This is a genomic window from Streptomyces sp. NBC_01351, from assembly GCF_036237315.1.
Classification (GTDB): Bacteria; Actinomycetota; Actinomycetes; order Streptomycetales; family Streptomycetaceae; genus Streptomyces.
The window spans coordinates 186,849-207,496 of sequence record NZ_CP108358.1; the positions used below are offsets into that span (position 1 = coordinate 186,849).

The window sequence follows — 20,648 nt, forward strand, 5'->3', positions numbered from 1 at the left end:
GCGCTCATCGCGCGGCCGCCGGGACGCGCACCGGTACGGGCAGCGACAGGGCGTGCCGGGCGAACAGCTCGGCCAGCTGGTCCACTTCGTCGGCGGGGACGAGGTCGCCCACCTCTCCGGACGTCGCGAGCAGGCACTCCAGGGCCCGCGCTGCCCGCCGGTCGACGGCGAACAGGCGGCTGCCGGCCACGACGTACGCGTCCTCGTCCCCGTAGAGCACGATCGGCAGGGTCGGGTCCGCCAGGTCGGCGGCGGCGCCGGCCGCGGCGAGCTCGGGCGTCAACCGGGAACCGAACCCGGAGACCCGCAGGCCGGTGACTCCGCGGGCCATGAGGCTGCGCAGGGCGGTGACGGCTTCGAGGTAGCGGGCCAGGAAGGGGCGGCTGCGCAGGGCGTCCGCCCGTGTCTCCGCCGGGAGTACGGCGTCCAGCGCGGCGGCGCCGGGTCCGGTCCGGGCGAAGCGTTCCGTGAGGGTGTCGAGGCTGTCGTCGACCGTGCCGAGCACCGCTCCGGTGGGGCTGGTGGACACCTGTCCGTCGCGGTCGGCGTAGAGGCGCAGGGCCGGTCCGTCCACCGGGTCGTGAGCACCGCTCAGGGCGGCCGGGTCGGCGAGCAGCACCGAGGAGGTGATGAGGAACTCGGGGAAGACGCCCTCGGTGAGCGCCCGGTCGGCGTCGGCGAGGAAGGCCTCGAAGTCGTTCTGGTCGAAGACGCGGACGACGGTCGGCCCGAAGACGGTCATGAAGGGGCTGGCGGCGTAGGCATGGGTCTGCAGGAAGAAGTCCTGGCCGTTGGAGAACTCGTCGCCGGGCTCCGTGAGGCTGCCCTGGTAGCCGACGGCGGAGGCGGGGCCGCCGGTGCCGTCGTCGGGTGCCAGGAGGAGGGTCCGGGGGCCGACGAGCCCGGCGGCCGTGACGGCGGGGATGTGCGCCGCGTCGGCCAGTACGAGCGTGCCGACGCCGGCGCCGGGGGGCCCGGCGAGCGGGGAGGCGGTGGCCCAGGAGATGAGGTGCTGCTTCAGACGTCCACGATCTGTCATGTCCATGCCAGAGAATCCTTTACTGGTCTGCTTCCCCTCTGCCTCCGGGCAGCAGGGAATCGAGTTCGGCGGCGAAGGTGCGCCCCGGCGACGGCGCGGCCGGGCACGGCGCGGCCGGCCGGTCAGCCGGTCAGGCCTTCAGACGGCCAAGCGTTCAGTCGGTCAGTGCTGCGGTGCCGTGACGGCCCGCAGGATCGCCGACAGGTCGGCGAGCGACTCCTGGGTGCCGAAAAGCTTGTGAACGGCGGTGGTGTTCAGGACGATCTCGTCCACCCCCACCTCTTCGTAGGCCCGGAGGGCCTTGACCACCTGCGGCAGATCGCCTCCCGCGAACGCGCCGGTCTCCACGACCCCGCGCGCCACGTCCTCGATCCGCCCGGAGCCGACGTCCACACCCGCCCGGCCGAGCATGTCCAGGTAGTGCGGGGCCCCCATGTGCGCCGCGTTGCCGGCCAAAGCCAGCCGTTCGGGCCCGTCGCCCTCCCGGCCCTCCTTCTCCAGCCCCGTCGGAACCATGGCGACGACACGGGGCAGTGACGTCCGCCCCGCCCGTTCGGCGCCTTCGGCCACCGCGGGCATGATGACGTCCCTCAGGTATCCGGGCGGCGTCAGCCACGTGATCACGACGTCCGCCACCTCGCCCGCCAGCCGCGCCATCGCCGGCCGCAGCACTCCCAGACCCACGTCGACCCTGGGCGCCGCGACCGGAGCCAGCTGCCCGCGGAACGTCAGGTGCGGACCGTCCATGACGACCGTCTCGCCGTCGAGCAGACGGCGCACCGCCGTCACGTACTGGCGCGCCACCTGGAGCGGCTTCTCGTACGCCGCGCCGAGGATGTTCTCCTGGAAGGCCTTGGCTCCCGGACCGAAGCCCGCGATCACCGGTTCCCCGGTGGCCAGCGCCACGGACCTCGCCTGCAGCGCGGCCTCGTACGGGTGGCGCAGGGGCATCAGCGTGACACCGAAGCCGGTCGGAACCCGGAACCCGGCCCCGGCCAGACCGGTGAAGGTCTGGTGGGGCTCCATCACCATGGCCTGCCCCTGCCAGAGGCGGGTCGCCCCGGTCCACCGGACCAGTCCGGCGAAGGGGAGGGCCTGCTCCAGGCGCCGGGGGACGCACGGGAGGAGCACGGAGTAGTCGGTCATGGCGTCGGGTTCTCCTCGGTCGTGGTGTCGGGCCGGCCGCGGCCGCGGACTACTTCCAGTCGTTGTTGTTCTTCGGCAGCGGCACCACGTCGGGCAGCAGATCGCCGACGAGTTCGAGCAGCGCGAGGGGGTTCAGCCCAGGGGCGAACGCCGTACCGTTCCCGGTCCCGCGCTCCGCCGCCGTCTCCGCCACGCTCTCCGCCGCCGTCCGGCTCTCCGCCGGCTGCTCGGCGGCGAAGGCGGTGCCCTGACCGGCCAGGGCGATCATCCCCGCGGTCAGCAGGCCGACGAGGGCCTGTCCACGACGACGGGACGACAGCGTGCTGCGGGACGTGGAGCGGTTCACAGGTATCTCCCCCATGCTCGGCGCGTTGTTCGTTCTGCGCTGTTCGTGCTTCCTTGCAAGAACGACTCTGCCGTCTGGCGGGGGCCGCCACGAGGCCAAGTGCGCGCAGCTTGCTGCACGCACGCGTTCCTCAAGCTGCAGCCGCTCCCCTCCCCACCTGCCCAGTCCTCGCCGAAGCCGTCGTCCGTACCGGGGCCAACGGCCACAAAGCAACAACAAGATCAGCCGTTGACAGCCGGGTGAGGGCGTTTGAGGATTCCAGGGACTGCTGGGGTGTGATCAATCGTCAACAGGGGGAAACAGATGGGCAATCTGCTCGATTTCTTGGGCGTGAACGAGGAAGAGGAGCGCTTGTACCGCGCCCTCCTGCGTCGCGACTCGTCCTCGCCCGTCCCCGGCTCCCGGGAACCCGATCCGGACACCCCCACGCCGGCCGAGGAGCAGGCCCTCGACAGGTTGGTGGTGCTGGGGCTCGCCACCCGGAACACCCACGGCGCGGTACGCCCGGTCCCTCCGCCCCGGGCCGTGGACGCCCTGATCGACGGCCGTCTGCGCCGTCTGCGGGAGGACTTGGAAAGCGAGACCACGCGGCACGGGATCATCGAGTCCCTGTTCCTGGAACGCTGGACGGCCGAGCCGTCGGCACGCGCGGACGCGGACGACGACAGCCAGATGATCACGGCGCTGCACGGGATCGAGGCGGTCCGGGAAGCCATCGACAAGCTGACCTTCTTCGCCCGGACCGAAGACCTGACCACGGAGCCGACCGGCGTCCTGACCGAGGAGTCGATCGCCGTCTCGCACCCGATCAACATGCGGTTGCTGCGCCGTGGCGTGCGCATGCGCATGATCATGGGGTCGGCGATCATGCAGGACGACACCACGCTCGCCTACATGCGCGACCTGGTCTCCCACGGAGCCGAGGTCCGGGTCTCCCACCATCCGATCGAGCGCGTGATCATCGTCGACCGGTCGGCCGCGCTGACCCCCATCGACCCGTCCCACACCTCGGTGGGAGCGCTGCTGGTGCGCGAGACCGGCCTGGTCTCCACCCTGGTCACGCTCTTCGAGCGCATGTGGGAGGCGGCGCAGGAACTCCCCGGTGAGGAAGCGGACATGCCGTCCGCCATCGAACGCGAGATCCTCGCCATGCTCAGGGAAGCCGACAAGGACGAGACGGCGGCGCGGCGCCTCGGGGTGTCCGTGCGCACCTACCGCAAGCACCTGGCCACCATCATGCGCCGCCTCGGCGCCGCCAACAGGGTGGAGGCCGCGCTCCTCGCGCACGAAAAGGGCTGGCTGAACTGAGAGGGGCTCCGCGGGCCGGGTGAGGTGACCGGGACCGTACGGGCCTCAGGGCGCGGGCAGCACCACCGTGCGCGGCGACTGCCCGTCCGGGGGCGGGGCGGCCGCGGAGACGGCGCCGGCTCCGGCGCCGCTGCGGAACTCCTGGGGGCTGATGCCGCGGACCCGCTTGAAGGCGGTCGAGAGGGCGAACGCCGAGCTGTAGCCCACGCGCCGGGCCACCGTGGCGACCGTGGCGTCCGGTTCGCGGAGCAGGTCGGATGCCAGGGCGAGACGCCAGCCGGTCAGGTAGGCCACCGGGGGCTCGCCCACGATGTCGGTGAACCGGCGGGCCATGGAGGCCCGCGAGACACCCACCTTCAGGGCGAGTTCCGCGACGGTCCAGCCGTGCGCCGGGTTCTCGTGGAGCAGCCGCAGCGCGGGTCCGACCACGGGATCGCTCTGGGCCCGGTACCAGGCGGGGGCGCCACTGCCGGGCGCCGCCAACCAGGTCCGCAGGACCCCGATCAGCAGGAGGTCCAGGAGCCGGTCGAGGACGATCTCCTGCCCCGGTTCGTCCTTGGAGATCTCCGAGGTCAGCAGGGTGACCAGGGTGTTGTCGGCTGCCTCGGCCGGGCGTACGAGGATGGTCGGCAGCGCGCTGAGCAGCCGGCGGCCGATCTCGCTCGGCGCCTGGTAGGTGCCGCTGAGCATGACCGCCGAGCCGGCGTCCTGAAAGCCGTCGCCCCAGGTGCGTACGCCCAGCGCCATGGTGTCGGTGACGTCCTCCCCCTCCTCTGTGCTGCACCGCTGCTCCGGGCCGACGGTGATCTGGACCGGAGTGTCCCGGGAGTCGGCGACCGCGTAGGCCTCGGGGCCCCGTACGACGGCCACGTCGCCCGGCCGGATCTGCACCGGGTCGGCGTGGTCGGGGAGCAGCCAGGCGTTGCCGCGCACCATCGTGACGACGGAGAGCGGGGCCCGGTCCTCGACGCGCAGCGACCAGGGCGGGTTGAAGACGGACTTGAGGAGGAAGGCCCCCCGGGCCTTCGGCCCTTCCAGCAGACCGGTCAGCGTGTCCATGCGAACATCCTCTCCGGAGTCTGCGAACTCTCCAAGGGCACGGCGAAGCGCCCGCTCTGCCGCGGGGGACGGAGAGAGAGCGGGCGCCGTTCGCGGGGGTGGAACCGGTGCTGCGACAGGGCTGCCTACGCGGCGGCCGACGCGCGGCCGTGCAGGGTCATCACGCGGCCCAGCGCGGCGAGGGCAGCCGTACAGGCCACCGTGCGCACGACGTTGCCGGAGGTCCAACGGCCGCCGAAGCGGGAGCGGGCCGCCGAGACGTCGGCCCCGGCCCGTGCGAGCTGGTTGTTGAGGGGGATGTTCACGATCGCCGTGACCAGCAGCGACAGCCCGTACAGCGCGAAGGCCACCCAGCCCCAGCGCGCGGCGTCGGGGCGGCCGCCGCGCTGCTGCTGTGCTGCCGCGACCCCGGTCGCGAGGAAGGCGCCCAGGAACAGCAGGCCGAACAGGCCGTTGTCGATGGCCTCGTTCATGTTCCGCATCGCGGTCACGTACGTGTGGTCGTCGCCGCGGCCCAGGCCCGGCATCACCGAGATGTCGAAGGCGAAGTAGAGGCCGGCCATCAGGCCGGTGCCCACCGTCGCGGCCACCAGGGTCACGGATTGCGTCGTCGTGCTGGTCACGTCAGGATTCCCTTCAGCGTGCGCTCGTACCGCCTCTTCAACAGCGTCGCACCGATCAGCCGGACGGGCGGCGGAATGGTCGCGGAGACGTGGGCGACGGAGCGGCGGCTCGCGCCGTCGAACATCCACGGCTGGAGGTACGTCATCACGCGCATGGGGGCGCTGGAGACGACCTTGCGCTCCTCGGCCAGGTAGGCGCGTTCGCCGAGGCGGTCGAAGACCGGGAAGACGATCCGCTCCTCGTCGCGGAGGTGGTCGCGCAGCACGCCTTCGAAGGTCGAGGCGGCGCGGACCAGGTCCTCGCCGCGGCGGTCTATCGCCGTGGACACGGCCGCCATGGCCGCGTCGAGTTCCTCGTGGTCCTCGTGCAGTTCACGTGCCTGGGCGTCGAAGTCGGCGTCCCTGCGGCGCAGTCCGGGCCACAGGACGTCGTCCTCGCTGATGTGGTGCCATTCGACGACCTCGCGGAACCTCTGCCACCACTCGGCTCCCGATCCGTTCCACGCGGGGGCGGCGGTGCGCAGCCGGGCCGCGTCGCGTCGCATCGCCATGTGCATCAGGGCGAAGCCGTGGAAGTGCGGGGGAAGTGATTCCAGTCCGTTTTCGCTGGAGAACGACTTGGGAGTGGGCACGGGAGCCTCCTGCCGGTCGGTCGTGCGTGGTGCGGGGGTGGTGCGGCGGTGCGGTGGTTCTGTGGTGCGGTGGTTCTGTGGTGCGGTGGTTCTGTGGTGCGGTGGTTCTGTGGTGCGCCGGCGCCTCCCCGAAGGCCCTGCGTACCGGGCGGCGGCCGTACCAGAGTCGCCGCCCGGTAAACGGGCACAAGGGGAAGTGCTCGTGGTGCGCGGTGGTCAGACGTTCCAGACGCCGGTCTTCGCCGCCTCCCGGGCGAAGTCCGCGAAGTCCTTGGGCTTGCGGCCCAGGGCCTCCTCCACGCCGTGCACCAGGTGCGCGTTGCGGCCGTCGAGGATCATCGTGAAGAGGTCGGCGAACTCCTCCGGGAGGCCGTTCTCGCGCAGGACCGCGCGGTACTCCTCGTTGGTGACGGAGATGTACTTGATCTCGCGGCCGGTGGCCTTCGACAGCTCGACGGCGACGTCGCTGTAGCTGAGCAGGCGCGGGCCGGACAGCTCGTAGGTCTTGCCGATGTGCTTGTCGTCGGTCAGCGCGGCCACGACGACGTCCGCGATGTCGTCGGCGTCGACGAAGGCCTCCACGGCGTCACCGGTCGGCAGGGCGATCTCGCCGGCCAGGACGGGCTCCAGGAAGAAGCTCTCGTTGAAGTTCTGGTTGAACCAGCTGGAGCGGACGATGGTCCAGTCCGCGCCGGAGGCCTTCAGGTTGTTCTCGCTGACCTCCGCGGCCTCCTCGCCGCGGCCCGACAGCAGCACCAGGCGGCGCGCGCCGTTGGCGACGGCCACCTTGGAGAACTCGGCAACCTGCTCGGCCGCACCCGGGAAGGCGAGGTCGGGGTAGTAGGTCACGTACACCCGGTCGACGCCCTGCAGCGCCGGCACCCAGGTGGAGGGCTCGTGCCAGTCGAATGCGGGCTCGCCGCTGCGGGATCCGATGCGGACCTGGCGGCCCTGGGCGGAAAGCTTCTCGGCGACGCGGCGTCCGGTCTTGCCGTGGCCGCCGATGACGAGGGTGATGTTCGTGTTCTGAGTCATGAGTACAGTCAATTCCAGTCTCGTGAGACGGGCCATAGCCACAAAGCTCAGTTCCATGTGCGTGCGTCTACGAGTGGTCGTCTCGGAGCACGACTGGGAAAGTGCGGCTTCGGTATGAGCCCGAGAATCGTAGGCATGCCCAGGGGGCCCCGGCCAGGCCGTCCCGAGCCATCCTCGACCCCCTCTGGACCCGGCTTCCACCGGCCTTCGAGCGGCTCCCGACATGCGCCTGACCGGTCCTGTACGGCGGGACTTGAGCGGTTCTCCAACGCCGCCCGACACCATCGGGCTTGGAGTAACGACCCGCCCGCTGGGAGGCCGCATGAACGCCACTCCGGACCATCCGGAGCTCGACCAGTTGTCCGCCGACCTGGCCGGCCTGCTCGGACGGATCGGGCTCGACCCGGCCGGCGAGTGGCCCGCGGGCCGGGACCGCATCGACGTCCGTTTCGCGGCCGCGGCCGCCCGCCACCCGGGCCGGATCGCCGCCCAGGACGCGGAGGAGAAGGCGACCTACCTGGAACTCGAGTGGGCCGCGGACGACATCGCGCGCCGCCTGTCGGGGCGGACCGGCCCCGGCGCGGCCGTAGCCGTGCGCGCACAGCGCTCCTGCATGGCGTCCGCCGCCGTGGTGGGCGCGCTGCGCACCGGGGCGGCGGTGCTGCCGCTGGAGCCCGGACACAACGCGGGGCTGCAGGAGTTCCTGATGCGCGACGCCGGCGCCGAGATGGTCGTCTCGGACGGTGGACTGCTGCGCGACGAGATCCCGGTGGCCAAGGCGGGCCGGTTCGTCATCGCCGTCCGGCCCGAGGTCGCGATGCGCCGCGAGATCCCGCCGTACACGGCCTTCATGGCACTGCCCGTGGGCGGCGATCCGGGGCGGGCGGTGGCCCTGCGGCCGGTGACCCACCTGGACGTGCTGTCGTGGGTGGACAGTTGCGTCCCGATGCTCGAGACGGGCCCGGACGACGTGTGGACGTACTTCCACTCCATGAGCCTGGACCTGGGCATGCGGGAGATGTGGGGGCCGCTGCTGTCGGGCGGGCGGGCCGTCGTCGTGGACCGCGAGACCTCGTCCGACGCGCGCGGGTTCGTCCGGCTGCTGGCCGAGCAGCAGGTGACGGTGGTGACGCAGCTGCCGTCCGCGTTCGCCCGGCTGACCGCGGCCGCGCGCGGGAGCAGCCTGCCGGCGCTGCGTCACGTCCTGCTGGCGGACGAGCAGGTGGACTCCGGCGTACTGGCCGACTGGCGGGCCGCCCGGATCGCGCCGCAGGCCGTCGTACGGGACGTGTCGGGGTCGCCGACCATCCTGTGAAGAGCGCCGCACGTGCGAGAGGGCCCCGTCGGACGAACCGACCGGGGCCCTCTCGCACGTACACGCCCACGAACGCCCTCAGTAGTTCCCGAGGCCGCCGCACACGTTGAGCGCCTGGGCGGTGATGGAGGCGGCCAGATCGGTGGTCAGGTAGCCGACCAACCCCGCCACCTCCGCGGAGGACGAGTAGCGGCCGAGCGGGATCTTGGCCTCGAACTGCTCCTGGATGTACTCCTCGGTGGTGTCCCACGCCTGCGCGTACCCGCTGCGCACTCGGGCCGCCATGGGCGTCTCCACGTAGCCGGGGCAGACCGCGTTGACGGTGGTCCCGGTCATCGCGAGCTCCTTCCCGAGCGACTTGGTGAAGCCGATCACCGCGTGCTTGGAGGCCGAGTAGGGGGCGCCGAGCAACACCCCGTGCTTGCCCGCGGTCGAGGCGATGTTGATGATGCGCCCCCAGGGTTCGGCGCCGAGGCCGCCGCTGGTGAGCACCTCGCGGGTCAGCAGGAACACGCTGTTGAGGTTGGTGTCGATGACGTCGTGCCACAGCTCGTCGGTGATGCCCGCGGTGGCGCCGCCGCCGCTGCGGCCCGCATTGTTGACGAGGATGCTGACGGGCGCTCCGTACGCCGTCACGGTCGCGGCGACCAGCATCTCCACGGCGGCGCGGTCGCGCACGTCGGCGGCCGCGCCCTCCACGGTGAGCCCTTCGGCCCGCAGGTCCTCCACGGTCTGCTTGACCGCGGACTCGGTGCGGGCACAGACGAACACCCGGTGGCCGCGGGCGCCCAGATCCCTGGCGACGGCCAGCCCGATGCCGCTGGTGGCCCCGGTCACCAGCGCCACGGGCCTCTCGGGAGCCTTGCCCATCGCCTTCACCGTCATCGCAATCCTCCATCGCTCGCCTGGACGCGTCGAGCGTGTCTCAGAACACTCGGGCCACGGCAGAAGTGGGATGGAGGAACTTCAGATCAGACCCTGCGCCAGCATCGCGTCCGCCACCCGCTCGAAGCCGGCGAGGTTCGCGCCCGCCACGTAGTCGCCGGAGCGCCCGTAGCGCTCGGCCGTCTCGTACGCCGTGTCGTGGATCCGACGCATGACCCCGGCCAGCTCCTCCTCGACCCGCTCGAACGGCCACGAGGTGCGGGCGGCGTTCTGGCTCATCTCCAGGGCGCTGGTGGCCACCCCGCCCGCGTTCGCGGCCTTCCCGGGGCCGAAGGCAACGCCGGCCGCCTGCAGGACGCGTACCGCCTCGGGCGTGGTCGGCATGTTGGCGCCCTCCGACACCGCCTTCACCCCGCCGCGCACCAGGTTCAGCGCGTCGGCCTCGGTCAGCTCGTTCTGCGTCGCGGACGGCAGCGCCACGTCGCTCGGAACGTCCCAGACGCTGCCGCCGGTGATGTAGCGGGCGGAGCCGCCGCGGCGCTCGGCGTAGTCGCTGACCCGGCCCCGCTCGACCTCCTTGATCTGCTTGAGCAGTTCCAGGTCGAGGCCCTTCTCGTCGATGACGTAGCCGCCGGAGTCCGACACGGTCAGCACGTGCGCGCCCAGCGCCTGCGCCTTCTCGGCGGTGTAGATGGCGACGTTGCCGGAGCCGGACACGGTGACCCGCTGCCCCTCCAGGTCCTCGCCGCGCACCTTGAGCATCTCGCTGGTGAAGAGCACGTTGCCGTAGCCGGTGGCCTCGGTACGCGTCTGGGAGCCGCCCCACCCGATCCCCTTGCCGGTGAGGACACCGGCCTCCCAGCGATTGGTGATGCGCCGGTACTGGCCGAAGAGGTAGCCGATCTCGCGGCCGCCGACGCCGATGTCACCGGCCGGGACGTCGGTGTTCTCACCGAGGTGACGGTGCAGCTCGGTCATGAAGGCCTGGCAGAACCGCATCACTTCGGCATCGGAACGCCCGCGCGGATCGAAGTCGCTGCCACCCTTGCCGCCACCGATCCCCAGCCCGGTCAAGGCGTTCTTGAATATCTGCTCGAACCCGAGGAACTTCACGATCCCGAGGTTCACCGACGGGTGGAAGCGCAGGCCGCCCTTGTACGGGCCGAGCGCGCTGTTGAACTCCACCCGGAAGCCCCGGTTGACCTGCGTACGGCCCTGGTCGTCCTGCCACACCACCCGGAAGAGGATCTGCCGCTCGGGCTCGGCGATCCGCTCCATCACCCTGGCCTCGCGCAGCTCGGGGCGCGCGTCGAAGACCGGCGCGAGCGTCTCCAGCACCTCCCGCACGGCCTGGTGGAACTCCGGCTCCCCGGGGTCACGGCGCTCGATCCGCTGCTCCAGCGCGGCGAGCCAGGCGGTCGTGGTGCGTTCGGTGGTGGTCGTCGACGGCATCAGGGCGGTTCCTCTTCTTTGAGTCCGGGAGATACGTGGGGCTCGACGCGCCCGATGGTGCGCCCCTCCGCTTGAGTCCCGGATGTGCGCGAGCCTCGTCGCGGCCGACCTAAACTCCACCCATGATCACCACCCCCTCCCCGTCGTCCCCCTCTCTCCGGCTGGAACCCGTCACCTCGGCCAACTTCGACACGGTGTGCGCGGTGGAGATCCGAGCGGACCAGAGCCACCTCGTCTCCCCCGTGGTGAAGTCGCTGGCCGAGGCGTACGTCCACGGCGAGGTCGCCCGGCCGCGGGCCATCGTCGACGGCGGTGAGGTGGTCGGCTTCGTCATGGCGTTCCACGACTTCGCCTGGAACCCGGCCGAGGACCCCGCCGACCGGCGCTCGGGCATCTGGCGCCTGAACATCGCCGCCGGCCACCAGGGCAAGGGATACGGCCGCTTCGCCGTGCGGGAGGTCATCGAGGAGATCCGCCGCCGGGGCGGCTCGCAGGCGTACGTCACCTGGCACGCGGGCGAGGGCAGCCCCGAGCAGTTCTACCTGGGCCTGGGCTTCCACCCCACCGGCGAACTCAGCGGCGACCAGCCGGTGGGCGTACTCCCCCTGACAACCTGACCGCCTGACCCCCTGACCTGGAGCTTGGTCGAGGCAGGTCGAGCAATATGATCATATTGCCCCATGCCCACAAGGACCCTCTACTTGCTCTGCTCCGCCGCCCCGCCCGTCTTCGACGTGGCCCACGTGGTCGAGGACGCCCAGTCCCGCGGCTGGGACGTCTGCCTCGGGCTCACCCCGACCGCCGCGCACTGGCTGTCCGGAAACCTCGACGGACTGGCCGCCCTGACCGGGCACCCGGTGCGCTGGCAGTACAAGCTCCCCGGGGAGCCCGACGTATGGCCCTCGGCCGACGCCCTGCTCTTCGCCCCGGCCACCTTCAACTCGGTCAACGCCTGGGCCCTCGGCCTGACCGACCGGTTCGTCGTGGGCGTCGCCGCCGAGGCCGTCGGCAAGGGCACCCCCGTCGTCGCCATGCCCTGCACGAACTCCGCCCTCGCCGCGCACCCCCAGTTCGACCAGTCCCTGAGCGTCCTGCGCACCGCGGGCGTCGACCTCCTCTACGGCGAGGCCGGTTTCACCCCGGGCCCGGCCGGCCCCGACGCCCCGCCCCACTTCCCGTGGCCGCTGGCCCTGGACGCCGTGGACCGCACCGCCGCCCCGGAGTAACCGCACCCGGGGCCCCGACTCCGCTACTCCCCGGTGACCCCGTCGATCGCCTCGCGCAGCAGATCAGCGTGCCCGTTGTGCCGGGCGTACTCCTCGATCATGTGGCCCAGGACATAACGCAAGGAATAGCGCTCCTCCCCGAAAGCCCCCACCACATCCAGCGATTCGGCACCCGCCACGATCACCCGCGACCGCTCGCAGGTGTCTTCCCACACCTTGAACGACTCGGCCGGATCCGCGTCCTCGACGTGGAACTCCGTCCACTCCCCGGCCGCGTTCTTCGGGAAGTAGCCGCGCACGTCCTCGCCGCCCACGATGTTGCGGAACCACCCGCGCTCGACCTCCGCCAGATGCCGCACGAGCCCCAACAGACTCAGCCCGGACGGCGCCACCGCCTTCATCCGCAACTGCTCGGCGGTCAGACCCGCGCACTTCATCATCAGCGTGTCCCGCTGCCACTGCAGCAGGCTGGTCAAGGTGGCACGCTCATCGCCCACCGTAACGGGCCGGGCCCTACCCTCATCGATCATGATCGAACACTATCCATCCCCAATTCCCTGAAGAACGCCCGCACGTCCTCCACCAGCAACTCCGGCACCTCCATGGCGGCAAAGTGCCCGCCCCGGTCGTACGAGGTCCAGCGCACGACGGAGTCGGTCCGCGCGGCCACGTGCCGCAGCGGAATGAAGTTGTCCCGCGGAAAATCGGCCAAGGCCGTGGGCGTCCGCGACACCGACACCGCCTCCCCGGCATACGGAGCATGCGCCCGCTCGTAATAGATCCGCGCAGCGGACCCCACCGTCCCGGTCAGCCAATACAACATGACATTGGTCAGCATCTGGTCCCGGTCGATCGGGCACCGGGGATCACTCCACTCGGCGAACTTCTCCCCGATCCAGGCGAGCAGCCCGACCGGCGAATCGTTCAGCCCGTACGCCAGCGTCTGCGGCCGGGTCGCCTGAATGTCGGCATAGCCCTGCCGCTCACGCGCCCAGACCCGGTACCGCTCCCAAGAGGCCCAGGTCCGTTCCCTCTCCTCCGGGCTCAACGCGGCCAGCTCCTCCTCCCCCGGCTCGGCGGTGGCCCCACCCCCCGGCAGCAAGTTCAGGTGCACCCCGACCACATTCCCCGGCCGCACCCGCCCGAGCTCCCGCGAGACCGCCGCCCCCCAGTCCCCGCCCTGCACCCCGTACCGGTCATACCCGAGCCGCTCCATCAACGTCCCAAAGGCCCGGGCGACCCGCTTGTACTCCCACCCGACCTCGGTCGTCGGCCCGGACAGGGCAAAGCCCGGAATGTGCGGCATCACGAGATGAAAGGCATCCGCAGGATCGCCACCATGCGCCCGAGGATCACTCAACGCCCCGGCCACCTTCTGGAACTCCACGATGGACCCCGGCCACCCATGGGTCATCAACAGCGGCGTAGCACCGGGCTCGGGCGACCGCACGTGCGCGAAATGCACCCGCGCCCCATCGATCTCCGTCACGAACTGCGGCCACTCGTTCAGCCGTTCCTCAGCAGCACGCCAGTCGTATTCCTCGCTCCAATACCGCACGAGCTCCCGCATCTCACCAACCGGAATCCCGTACTCCCACCCCACCCCCTCCAACCCCTCAACCCACCGCACCCGCCCCAACCGCGCCCGCAGGTCATCCAACTCCCCCTGCGCCACATCAAGCCGAAACTCTTCCACCCCAACACCCCTCTCGCTCACACCCCCAACTCAACCACCCCCTCCGCACGGGCCCTCCCCACCCCGCCCTGCACTTGAGGGGCCTCTCCAGCCCGTCCGGCGCTTGAGGACCGGGATCCGGGGCGGAGCCCCACGCCTCTCCAGCCCGTCCGGCGCTTGAGGACCGGGGTCCGGGGCGGAACCCCACGCCTCTCCAGCCCGTCCGGCGCTTGAGGACCGGGGTCCGGGGCGGAGCCCCACGCCTCTCCAGCCCGTCCGGCGCTTGAGGACCGGGGTCTGGGGCGGAGCCCCAGAAACGGAGAAAGGGCGGGGCGGGGACCAGCTCCGCGCAGCGGCACCCCCACCACCCGCAGCACCCGCACCCGCACCGGCACCGGCACCGGCACCGTTAACGGCGTTAACGCCCCCAGCCACCCCACACCCCACCCAGGGCCACCGTTAACGCCGTTAACGCCGTTAACGCCCGCCCTCCCCACCCACTCGCCGAGCAACAAGCAACCCAAGCCCATCCAAGATCCGCTCAAGCCCGAACTCCAACGCCTGCCCGTACCCCCCCTGCTCCGCCGCCGAGGCCACCGCCGCCCCCAGCGCAGGAAACTCCGCCCCCCGCACCCGCATGACCTCCCCCAACATCACCGCAAGCTCCGCATCGGCCCCCACAGCGGCACTCCCACCCCCACCCGCCTCCCCGTCCCCACCCACAGGCCGGCCACCCGCCCGCTCCTGCTCCGCAATCCCCCGCACATGCCCGGCCAGCAACACCACCGCATCCATCGCCTCGGCCCCGCTCAACCCGCACCCGTCCAGCGCGGCGAGCGCCCGTTCCATCCACCCCAACTCCCGCGGCCCCATCACCCGCACCCCGACCGTCGCCTCCAGCAGCCACGGATGCCGCCGGAACCCCGCATACAAATCCCGCGCCCAAACCCCCAGCCGCTCGCGCCACGCACCCCCCACCACGCCGGCCCCAGCCCCACCAACCGCCTCCGGCGGTACCGGCAACGCCGCCTCCACCATCAGCGCAACCAACTCCGCCTTCCCCGGCACGTACCGGTACAGCGCCATCTTCGTGACCGCCAACTCACCGGCCACCCGCTGCATCGACACCGCACCGAGTCCCTCCGCATCGGCGATCCCGATCCCCGCCAGAGCGATCCCGTCGAGCGTGAGCCCCCGCTTCGGCCCCCGCGCGGGCTTGGCCGGCGGCTGCGGCCCCCACAGCAACCTCATCGCCGCGCCCCACTGCTCATCCGCCATTGGATCCATCCCCTTGCGCTCACACAAAAACTGCGTCTACCGTACACACTATTGTTTCAGTATCCACCGGACACAATTAACGGCGTTAACGCCCGGGGGCACCCACCCCCCACACCCACCCACCGACCCACCACCCACCCACCACACCCCCACCCCCAAAACCGTTAACGGCGTTAACGCCGTTAACGCCCCACCCCCTCAGGAGCCCCAAATGCCCCGAACCGTACTCATCTCCGGCGCCGGCATCGCCGGCCCCGCCCTAGCCCACTGGCTCACCCGCCACGGCTTCCACCCCACCGTCGTCGAACTCGCCCCCGCCCTCCGCCCCGGCGGCCAGGCCGTCGACTTCCGCGGCGAGACCCACCTCTCCGTCCTCCACCAGATGGGCGTCCTCGAAGACCTCCGCCGCATCCAGACCGGCGGATCCCCCATGACCTTCGTCGACGCCCACGACAAGCCGCTCCTCCACCTCCCTGCCGAGTTCGCCGGCGGGGACATAGAGGTGCTGCGCGGCGACCTCTCCCGCGTCCTCTACGAGTCCTCCCTCCCCTCCACCGAGTACGTCTTCGGAGACTCGGCCACCTCCCTCACCGAAACCGCCACCGGCGTGCACGTCACCTTCCGCCACGCCCCGCCCCGCACCTTCGACCTCGTCATCGGCGCCGACGGCATCCACTCCCACGTCCGCCGCCTCGCCTTCGGCCCGGAGGCCGACCACGTCACCCACCTCGGCTACTACGCCGCCGGCTGGAGCCTCCCCAACCACCTCGACCTCCGCCCCGGCACCGGCTCCCTCGGCCACAACGCCCCCGGCCGCCTCGCCAGCGTCGGCACGGACCCCACCGACCCCACCCGCGCCCGCGCCTTCTTCGTCTTCGCCTCCCCGGAACTCAGCCACGACCACGACGACACCGAGACCCAAAAGCGCCTCCTCCGCCAGGCCTTCACCGGCCTCCCCTGGCGGGTGGACCAGCTCCTCGACTCCCTCACCGCCGCCGACGACCTCTACTTCGACTCCATCAGCCGCGTCGACGTACCCACCTGGTCGTCCGGCCGGATCGCCCTCCTCGGCGACGCCGCCTGCGGCGCGACCATCGGCGGCATGGGCACCGGCACCGGGATCGTGGCCGCGTACGTCCTGGCAGGCGAACTCGCCCGCTCCCCCGAGGACCACCAGGCCGCCTTCACCCGCTACGAATCGCTCGTACGCCCCTACGCCCAGGGGTGCCAGAAGGGCGGTGACCGTACGGGCCCCTTCCTCGCCCCGGCCTCCAACCTCGGCCTGCGCCTACGCAACGGCCTGCTCAGCCGGCGCCGGATCCTCACCTGGATGCTCAAGGCCGGCAAGCAGACGTCCACGCTCCCCCTCCCCCTCGCCAACCCAGATGCACTCCAGGCAGCGGATGCGGAACACTCTGCCGGGTGATCGTCATAGAGCCCGTCCTGGAGGTTTTCGCTCCTCCCGATTTCACCCTGTGGCCCGTGACCAAGGGCGAGCCGTTCAGCCACCGATACCTGGCACTCGGCGGTCAGCTCAGCTCTACCGAGGTCGGGACAGCGGTGATGCGCATCGCCGAATGCAACGACATCGACCCCGATCCCCACTCCGGCGACGACCGGCCGCCCCGGCCGGCTGACCCGCTCGGATCATTTTCCTCCACGGACTGCTCACCTTCGAGCGCCTCTTCGCGGCCGGCGGCCTGAGGGTCACGGACACCTCCACGGGCGTCACGTCCCTTCCCGGTTGCTGCAGCGGGCTGGAGGACTGGCGCGCCTGGCACACAGTCGCCGACGGCAGCAGCAGCGGACCGGTCATCTCCGGCCACGACCCTGCCCCGGCTGCCGAACTCGTCGGTGACACCGTCCGACTGACCGTCGACCTCGACCTCGACCTCGACCCCGAGCAGAGCAACAGCCCAGTGATCGAGTTTCCGGCCATCGAACTCCGCCGTCTGCTGGGCGGGGTCGAGCGCGACCTGGCCGACTTCCTCGCCCTGGCGGCGGCCTGGGGCCCCAAGCACCTGCACGACCACTCCGCCCCCGTCGTTGCCGCCCTCACCCGCGTTCTCGACCTCGGCTGATCAAGAGAAGCGTTAACGGCGTTAACGCCGTTAACGCCGCTACGCCCACCAAAAAGTACTGGCCGACTGGTTTTTTTCACCTCGACCTGCCTAGATTGGCGCAGCACGCCGCAGCGATCACCGCTCGGACAGGGCAACAAGGCAGGGCCGGCAACAGGGGGAACACGCACGTGGCGAGGGTCAGGCAGCAACGGGCCGAGATCACCCGGCAGGCCATCCTCGACGGCGCGGCCATCGCCTTCGACGCCGCCGGCTTCGGCGGCACCAGCCTCAGCGAGGTCGTCAAGCACGCCGGAGTCACCAAGGGCGCCCTGTACTTCCACTTCCAGTCCAAGGAAGCCCTCGCCCGCACCCTGGTGGACGAGCAGTTCCAGATCTCCTCCGGCATCCCCGCCATCGAGGAGCCGGGCCTCCAGACGGTCATCGACCTCACCCACCAGATGGCGTCCGGGCTGCGCGTCAACGTCCGCGTCCGTGCCGCCATCCGCCTCGTCATCGAGTTCGGCTCGTTCACCGACCCGGACCCGTCCCCCTACAACACCTGGATCGACACCTGCCGAGGCTGTCTGACACCGGCCCAGGCGCGCGGCGACGTACTGCCGTCGCTCGACGTGAACGACCTCTCGACCTTCCTCGTCGGATCGTTCACCGGCATCCAGGTCACCTCGCACGTCCGCACCCACCGCGAGGACCTGCACACCCGGATCACCGACCTGTGGGACTTCCTCCTCCCGGGGATCGTGCCCGCGAGCCGCATTCCCCACTTCGCCCCGGCGGGCTCGCCCGAGTGCCGGGCCGAACTCGGTCTGACGTCCTCCGGCTGACGACGCGTCCAGGGCGGCCTCGCACACGCCGTGGTGAACCACGGGGGTGCTCACTACGGCGTGTGCGAGGCCGCCCTGTCCCGTCCAACGGCTCCTCCCCTCCCCCTCCCCTCTCCTCCTCCCCCACTTCGTTAGCAAAACTCAAGCGTGGCGCCCACGAACACCCTGGAACGTTAGTAAAGTCCCTCTCATGACTTCGCCCTCGTCTCAGAGCGACCGAGAGAAGGTCGTCTCCAAGCTCCCCCCGTGGCTGCGCCAGGAGTTGAAAATCCGCACCGCCCAACTGCGGGTGGACATCCAGGACGCCGTTCACCAGGGGATCGCCCACTGGAGCGCACTCGCCTCCGCTCCCTCCCCCGTCGACACCTCCGGCGCCGAATCGTTCTCCACCTGGCTGCCCGCCGGCCAGTGGGAGTCCTTCCGCGCCGACTCCAAGGACCGGGGCGTCTCCCTCATCCAGGGCCTCGCCCAGGCGGTCCGCCTCTGGCTGGAGCTGAACCCGGCCCCCACGGTCAAGCGCCCCTCCGTGGTCCGCCGCATCATCGTGTGCAACCAGAAGGGCGGAGTCGGCAAGACCGCCATCACCGCCGGCACGGCCGAGGCCCTGGCCGAGGACCCCGCGGCCCTCCACCCGGTCCGCATCGCCCGCCAACTGGCCCGCCTCTCACCCGCCGAGGACGCCCCCGGCACGCCCACCACACACCCCGACCCGACCACAAACACGACCACGAACACCCCCCTGGACCTGGAAGACCTCCCCGGCCTGGGCATGCGCGTCCTGCTGATCGACTTCGACCCCCAGGGCCACCTCACCAAGCAGCTCGGCCAGCAGCCGCTGCCTATCGGCGGCGACAGCCTCACCTGCCACATGGCCGGCGAGGCCAAGGGCCCCCTCAAGGACCTCATCGCGCCCATCGAGCACGACCGGTTCGGGGACCGCCTCCACCTCCTCCCCGCCTGCACGGACGCCTTCCTCCTCGACGTCCGCCTCTCCACGGTCCGCGCCCGCGAGGCCGCCCTCGAACGGGCCCTCGCCCCGGTCGAGTCCGACTACGACGTCATCCTGGTCGACTGCCCGCCGAGCCTCGGCCTCAGCATGGACGCGGCCATCTACTACGGCCGCCGCCGCGACGCCGAACAGCCCGGCGCCTCGGGCGCGCTGATCGTCGTACAGGCGGAGGACTCGTCAGCCGACGCGTACGACCTGCTCACCTCCCAGATCAACGACCTCCGCGACGACCTCAGCCTGGACATCGACTACCTCGGCCTCGTCGTGAACCTCTACGACGGCCGCCGCGGCTACATCGCGACCTCCTCCCTCCAAGCCTGGATGGACATAAAGGACCCCCGCGTGGTCGCCGTGGTCCCCGACCTCAAGGAACAGCGCGAAGCGGTCCGCGTAAAGCAACCCCTCTTCGTCTACGCACCCAAGGGCGACCAGGCAGTAGCCTTCCGCGCCCTCGCCCGGGAGATCTCATGAGCAGCAAGGCAGACAAACTCGGAGTCTCGGCATCCTTCGCGCGGGCCCAGCCGGCCGGGGTGAGCTCCCGCCGCGCGGCCATCGCCGAAGCGACGGGCGCGCCCACCTCCGGCGTGGTCCCCCCGTCCGAGGTTCCCATCGAGGCCCTCGCCCACAACCCCTTCAACCTCCGCGAAGACCTCACGGAACTCGAAGAACTGGCGGCGTCCCTCACCGCCCGAGGCCAACTCCAGCCCCTCGCGGTCGCCACCCGCATGGCCTTCATGGAGGCTCACCCGGGCGCCACCGACGGCCTGGGCCGTGCCCCGTACGTCGTCATCGACGGCAACCGCCGCCTGGCAGCAGCCCACCTGGCCGGCCTGAAAACAATCCACATCCACGTCAACGACGCCCTCTCGGCCTCCTCCTCGGACATCCTCGAATCGGCCCTGATCGCCAACATCCACCGGGTCGACGTGGCCCCCATGGACCAGGCCCGCGCCCTCCAGGAACTCGTCGACGTCCACGGCTCCCAGGCCCAGGTCGCCAAGCGACTCGGCAAGACGGGCGCCTGGGTCTCCCAGCGCCTGGCCCTCCTGAACCTCACCCCCACCCTCCAGGACAAGGTGGAATCGGGCGAGCTCAAGGTGGAACCGGCCCGCCGCATCGGCCGCCTCCCCCAGGAGGCCCAGGAGGCAGCGGCGGACGAATCCCTCAACGCCGTAAATCCCCCCCGCCAACGCACCCACCCCGTTAACGGCGTTAACGCCGTTAACGCCCCGACCTCCACCCCACCCCCCACCACCCCCTCTCCCTCCCCCCGCATCACCATCGCCACGAACTCCCCGGAGACGATCGCGGACGCCCTCACCGCGCACCTCACCCCGGACGACCTCAAGGCCGTCACGGAGCTCCTGATGCTGCGCATCTGAGCCGGGCATCCGAGCCACGCACCCACGCCGGGGGCATTGACGCCGCTAACGCCACCGAAACCGTTAACGCCGTTAACGCCCCCACGTGCGTTTCATGTGCGTTCAGCAGTGCGTTTCACATAGGCTGCCCCCGGAGGTACCCATGCCCAACGAACAAGAGAGCCTCTTCGCAGCGGTCGATGCCCTGCTGGAAGAAGCAGCCGCCAAGGACGCGCTCCCGCACCCGGACGAGCGCAAGCGCCTCCGCGAGGCCGCCGGCCTGAGCCAGGACCAGATCGCCAAGGCCCTCTCGGTCCGCCGCGAAACAGTCACCTCCTGGGAAATCGGCCGCAC

Annotated in this window: 22 protein-coding genes and 1 pseudogene; 11 read left to right on the plus strand and 12 right to left on the minus strand. The window is 71.0% G+C overall.

The genetic code is table 11. The annotated features are described in order from the left end of the window. Positions 1 to 4 precede the first annotated feature (4 nt). The 3 genes from mpaB to OG625_RS41175 all read right to left on the minus strand — a co-directional run bounded on the left by mpaB (position 5) and on the right by OG625_RS41175 (position 2,531). Positions 5 to 1,045 carry a daptide biosynthesis RiPP recognition protein gene (mpaB, locus tag OG625_RS41165; protein WP_329391952.1) on the minus strand — a complete coding sequence of 347 codons (1,041 nt, stop codon included), beginning with the start codon at positions 1,043 to 1,045 and terminating at the stop codon, positions 5 to 7. Positions 1,046 to 1,201: 156 nt separating this feature from the next. Next, on the minus strand, positions 1,202 to 2,185 hold the full coding sequence (locus OG625_RS41170) for an LLM class flavin-dependent oxidoreductase (protein WP_329391954.1): 984 nt from the start codon (positions 2,183 to 2,185) through the stop codon (positions 1,202 to 1,204). Positions 2,186 to 2,234: 49 nt separating this feature from the next. Then, positions 2,235 to 2,531, minus strand: coding sequence for a hypothetical protein (locus OG625_RS41175; RefSeq protein WP_329391956.1), 297 nt, complete (start codon positions 2,529 to 2,531; stop codon positions 2,235 to 2,237). A 303-nt stretch (positions 2,532 to 2,834) separates the two neighbouring features. On the opposite strand from OG625_RS41175, the gene OG625_RS41180 reads away from it, so the two are divergent. Continuing rightward, on the plus strand, positions 2,835 to 3,839 hold the full coding sequence (locus OG625_RS41180; RefSeq protein ID WP_329391958.1) for a helix-turn-helix transcriptional regulator: 1,005 nt from the start codon (positions 2,835 to 2,837) through the stop codon (positions 3,837 to 3,839). A 45-nt stretch (positions 3,840 to 3,884) separates the two neighbouring features. Here OG625_RS41180 and OG625_RS41185 read toward each other — a convergent pair whose 3' ends face one another. The 4 genes from OG625_RS41185 to OG625_RS41200 form a co-directional block, all read right to left on the minus strand. Then, complete coding sequence (locus OG625_RS41185) at positions 3,885 to 4,898, minus strand: AraC family transcriptional regulator (protein ID WP_329391960.1); 1,014 nt, start codon at positions 4,896 to 4,898, stop codon at positions 3,885 to 3,887. Between the two features lie 125 nt (positions 4,899 to 5,023). Beyond that, positions 5,024 to 5,521: an anthrone oxygenase family protein gene (locus OG625_RS41190; RefSeq protein ID WP_329391962.1), complete on the minus strand. Its 498-nt coding sequence runs from the start codon at positions 5,519 to 5,521 to the stop codon at positions 5,024 to 5,026. Next, the gene (locus tag OG625_RS41195) at positions 5,518 to 6,153 is read right to left on the minus strand and encodes a hemerythrin domain-containing protein (protein WP_329391964.1); all 636 of its coding nucleotides are present in this window, start codon (positions 6,151 to 6,153) and stop codon (positions 5,518 to 5,520) included. Before OG625_RS41195 ends, OG625_RS41190 begins: the two co-directional genes overlap by 4 nt. Before the next feature lie 216 nt (positions 6,154 to 6,369). Further along, the gene (locus OG625_RS41200; RefSeq protein ID WP_329391966.1) at positions 6,370 to 7,188 is read right to left on the minus strand and encodes an NAD(P)H-binding protein; all 819 of its coding nucleotides are present in this window, start codon (positions 7,186 to 7,188) and stop codon (positions 6,370 to 6,372) included. Positions 7,189 to 7,510: 322 nt separating this feature from the next. On the opposite strand from OG625_RS41200, the gene OG625_RS41205 reads away from it, so the two are divergent. Beyond that, positions 7,511 to 8,503, plus strand: coding sequence for an AMP-binding protein (locus tag OG625_RS41205; protein WP_329391968.1), 993 nt, complete (start codon positions 7,511 to 7,513; stop codon positions 8,501 to 8,503). A 78-nt stretch (positions 8,504 to 8,581) separates the two neighbouring features. On the opposite strand, the gene OG625_RS41210 is transcribed toward OG625_RS41205, so the two are convergent. Both OG625_RS41210 and gdhA read right to left on the minus strand, forming a co-directional pair. Beyond that, positions 8,582 to 9,388 carry an SDR family NAD(P)-dependent oxidoreductase gene (locus OG625_RS41210; RefSeq protein WP_329391970.1) on the minus strand — a complete coding sequence of 269 codons (807 nt, stop codon included), beginning with the start codon at positions 9,386 to 9,388 and terminating at the stop codon, positions 8,582 to 8,584. Positions 9,389 to 9,469: 81 nt separating this feature from the next. Then, positions 9,470 to 10,840: an NADP-specific glutamate dehydrogenase gene (gene gdhA / locus OG625_RS41215; protein WP_329391972.1), complete on the minus strand. Its 1,371-nt coding sequence runs from the start codon at positions 10,838 to 10,840 to the stop codon at positions 9,470 to 9,472. 122 nt (positions 10,841 to 10,962) lie between these two features. Here gdhA and OG625_RS41220 point away from each other — a divergent pair, with 122 nt between their 5' ends. Both OG625_RS41220 and OG625_RS41225 read left to right on the plus strand, forming a co-directional pair. After that, positions 10,963 to 11,457 carry a GNAT family N-acetyltransferase gene (locus tag OG625_RS41220; protein ID WP_329391974.1) on the plus strand — a complete coding sequence of 165 codons (495 nt, stop codon included), beginning with the start codon at positions 10,963 to 10,965 and terminating at the stop codon, positions 11,455 to 11,457. A 63-nt stretch (positions 11,458 to 11,520) separates the two neighbouring features. Next, complete coding sequence (locus OG625_RS41225) at positions 11,521 to 12,066, plus strand: flavoprotein (protein WP_329391977.1); 546 nt, start codon at positions 11,521 to 11,523, stop codon at positions 12,064 to 12,066. Positions 12,067 to 12,089: 23 nt separating this feature from the next. Here OG625_RS41225 and OG625_RS41230 read toward each other — a convergent pair whose 3' ends face one another. The 3 genes from OG625_RS41230 to OG625_RS41240 all read right to left on the minus strand — a co-directional run bounded on the left by OG625_RS41230 (position 12,090) and on the right by OG625_RS41240 (position 15,019). Further along, positions 12,090 to 12,596, minus strand: a complete 507-nt coding sequence (locus tag OG625_RS41230; protein WP_443067938.1) for a DinB family protein — start codon at positions 12,594 to 12,596, stop codon at positions 12,090 to 12,092. Next, complete coding sequence (locus OG625_RS41235; protein ID WP_329391982.1) at positions 12,593 to 13,762, minus strand: epoxide hydrolase family protein; 1,170 nt, start codon at positions 13,760 to 13,762, stop codon at positions 12,593 to 12,595. Before OG625_RS41235 ends, OG625_RS41230 begins: the two co-directional genes overlap by 4 nt. A 456-nt stretch (positions 13,763 to 14,218) precedes the next feature. Next, positions 14,219 to 15,019 (minus strand): TetR/AcrR family transcriptional regulator, encoded by an 801-nt coding sequence (locus OG625_RS41240; protein WP_329391984.1) that lies wholly within the window; start codon positions 15,017 to 15,019, stop codon positions 14,219 to 14,221. 211 nt (positions 15,020 to 15,230) lie between these two features. Here OG625_RS41240 and OG625_RS41245 point away from each other — a divergent pair, with 211 nt between their 5' ends. The 7 genes and pseudogenes from OG625_RS41245 to OG625_RS41275 all read left to right on the plus strand — a co-directional run. Further along, positions 15,231 to 16,445, plus strand: a complete 1,215-nt coding sequence (locus OG625_RS41245) for an FAD-dependent monooxygenase (RefSeq protein ID WP_329391986.1) — start codon at positions 15,231 to 15,233, stop codon at positions 16,443 to 16,445. Continuing rightward, the gene (locus OG625_RS41250) at positions 16,442 to 16,723 is read left to right on the plus strand and encodes a hypothetical protein (RefSeq protein WP_329391988.1); all 282 of its coding nucleotides are present in this window, start codon (positions 16,442 to 16,444) and stop codon (positions 16,721 to 16,723) included. The genes OG625_RS41245 and OG625_RS41250 overlap by 4 nt, the downstream gene beginning before the upstream one ends. Before the next feature lie 215 nt (positions 16,724 to 16,938). Then, positions 16,939 to 17,100 (plus strand): hypothetical protein, encoded by a 162-nt coding sequence (locus tag OG625_RS41255; RefSeq protein ID WP_329391990.1) that lies wholly within the window; start codon positions 16,939 to 16,941, stop codon positions 17,098 to 17,100. Between the two features lie 170 nt (positions 17,101 to 17,270). Further along, on the plus strand, positions 17,271 to 17,924 hold the full coding sequence (locus OG625_RS41260) for a ScbR family autoregulator-binding transcription factor (RefSeq protein WP_329391992.1): 654 nt from the start codon (positions 17,271 to 17,273) through the stop codon (positions 17,922 to 17,924). 190 nt (positions 17,925 to 18,114) lie between these two features. Further along, complete coding sequence (locus tag OG625_RS41265) at positions 18,115 to 19,404, plus strand: ParA family protein (RefSeq protein ID WP_329391994.1); 1,290 nt, start codon at positions 18,115 to 18,117, stop codon at positions 19,402 to 19,404. Then, entirely contained in the window at positions 19,401 to 20,315 is a 915-nt protein-coding gene (locus OG625_RS41270) for a ParB/RepB/Spo0J family partition protein (RefSeq protein ID WP_329391998.1), read from the plus strand. Before OG625_RS41265 ends, OG625_RS41270 begins: the two co-directional genes overlap by 4 nt. A 142-nt stretch (positions 20,316 to 20,457) precedes the next feature. After that, a pseudogene (locus OG625_RS41275) lies at positions 20,458 to 20,643 on the plus strand (helix-turn-helix domain-containing protein); the annotation flags it as partial. Positions 20,644 to 20,648 lie beyond the last annotated feature (5 nt).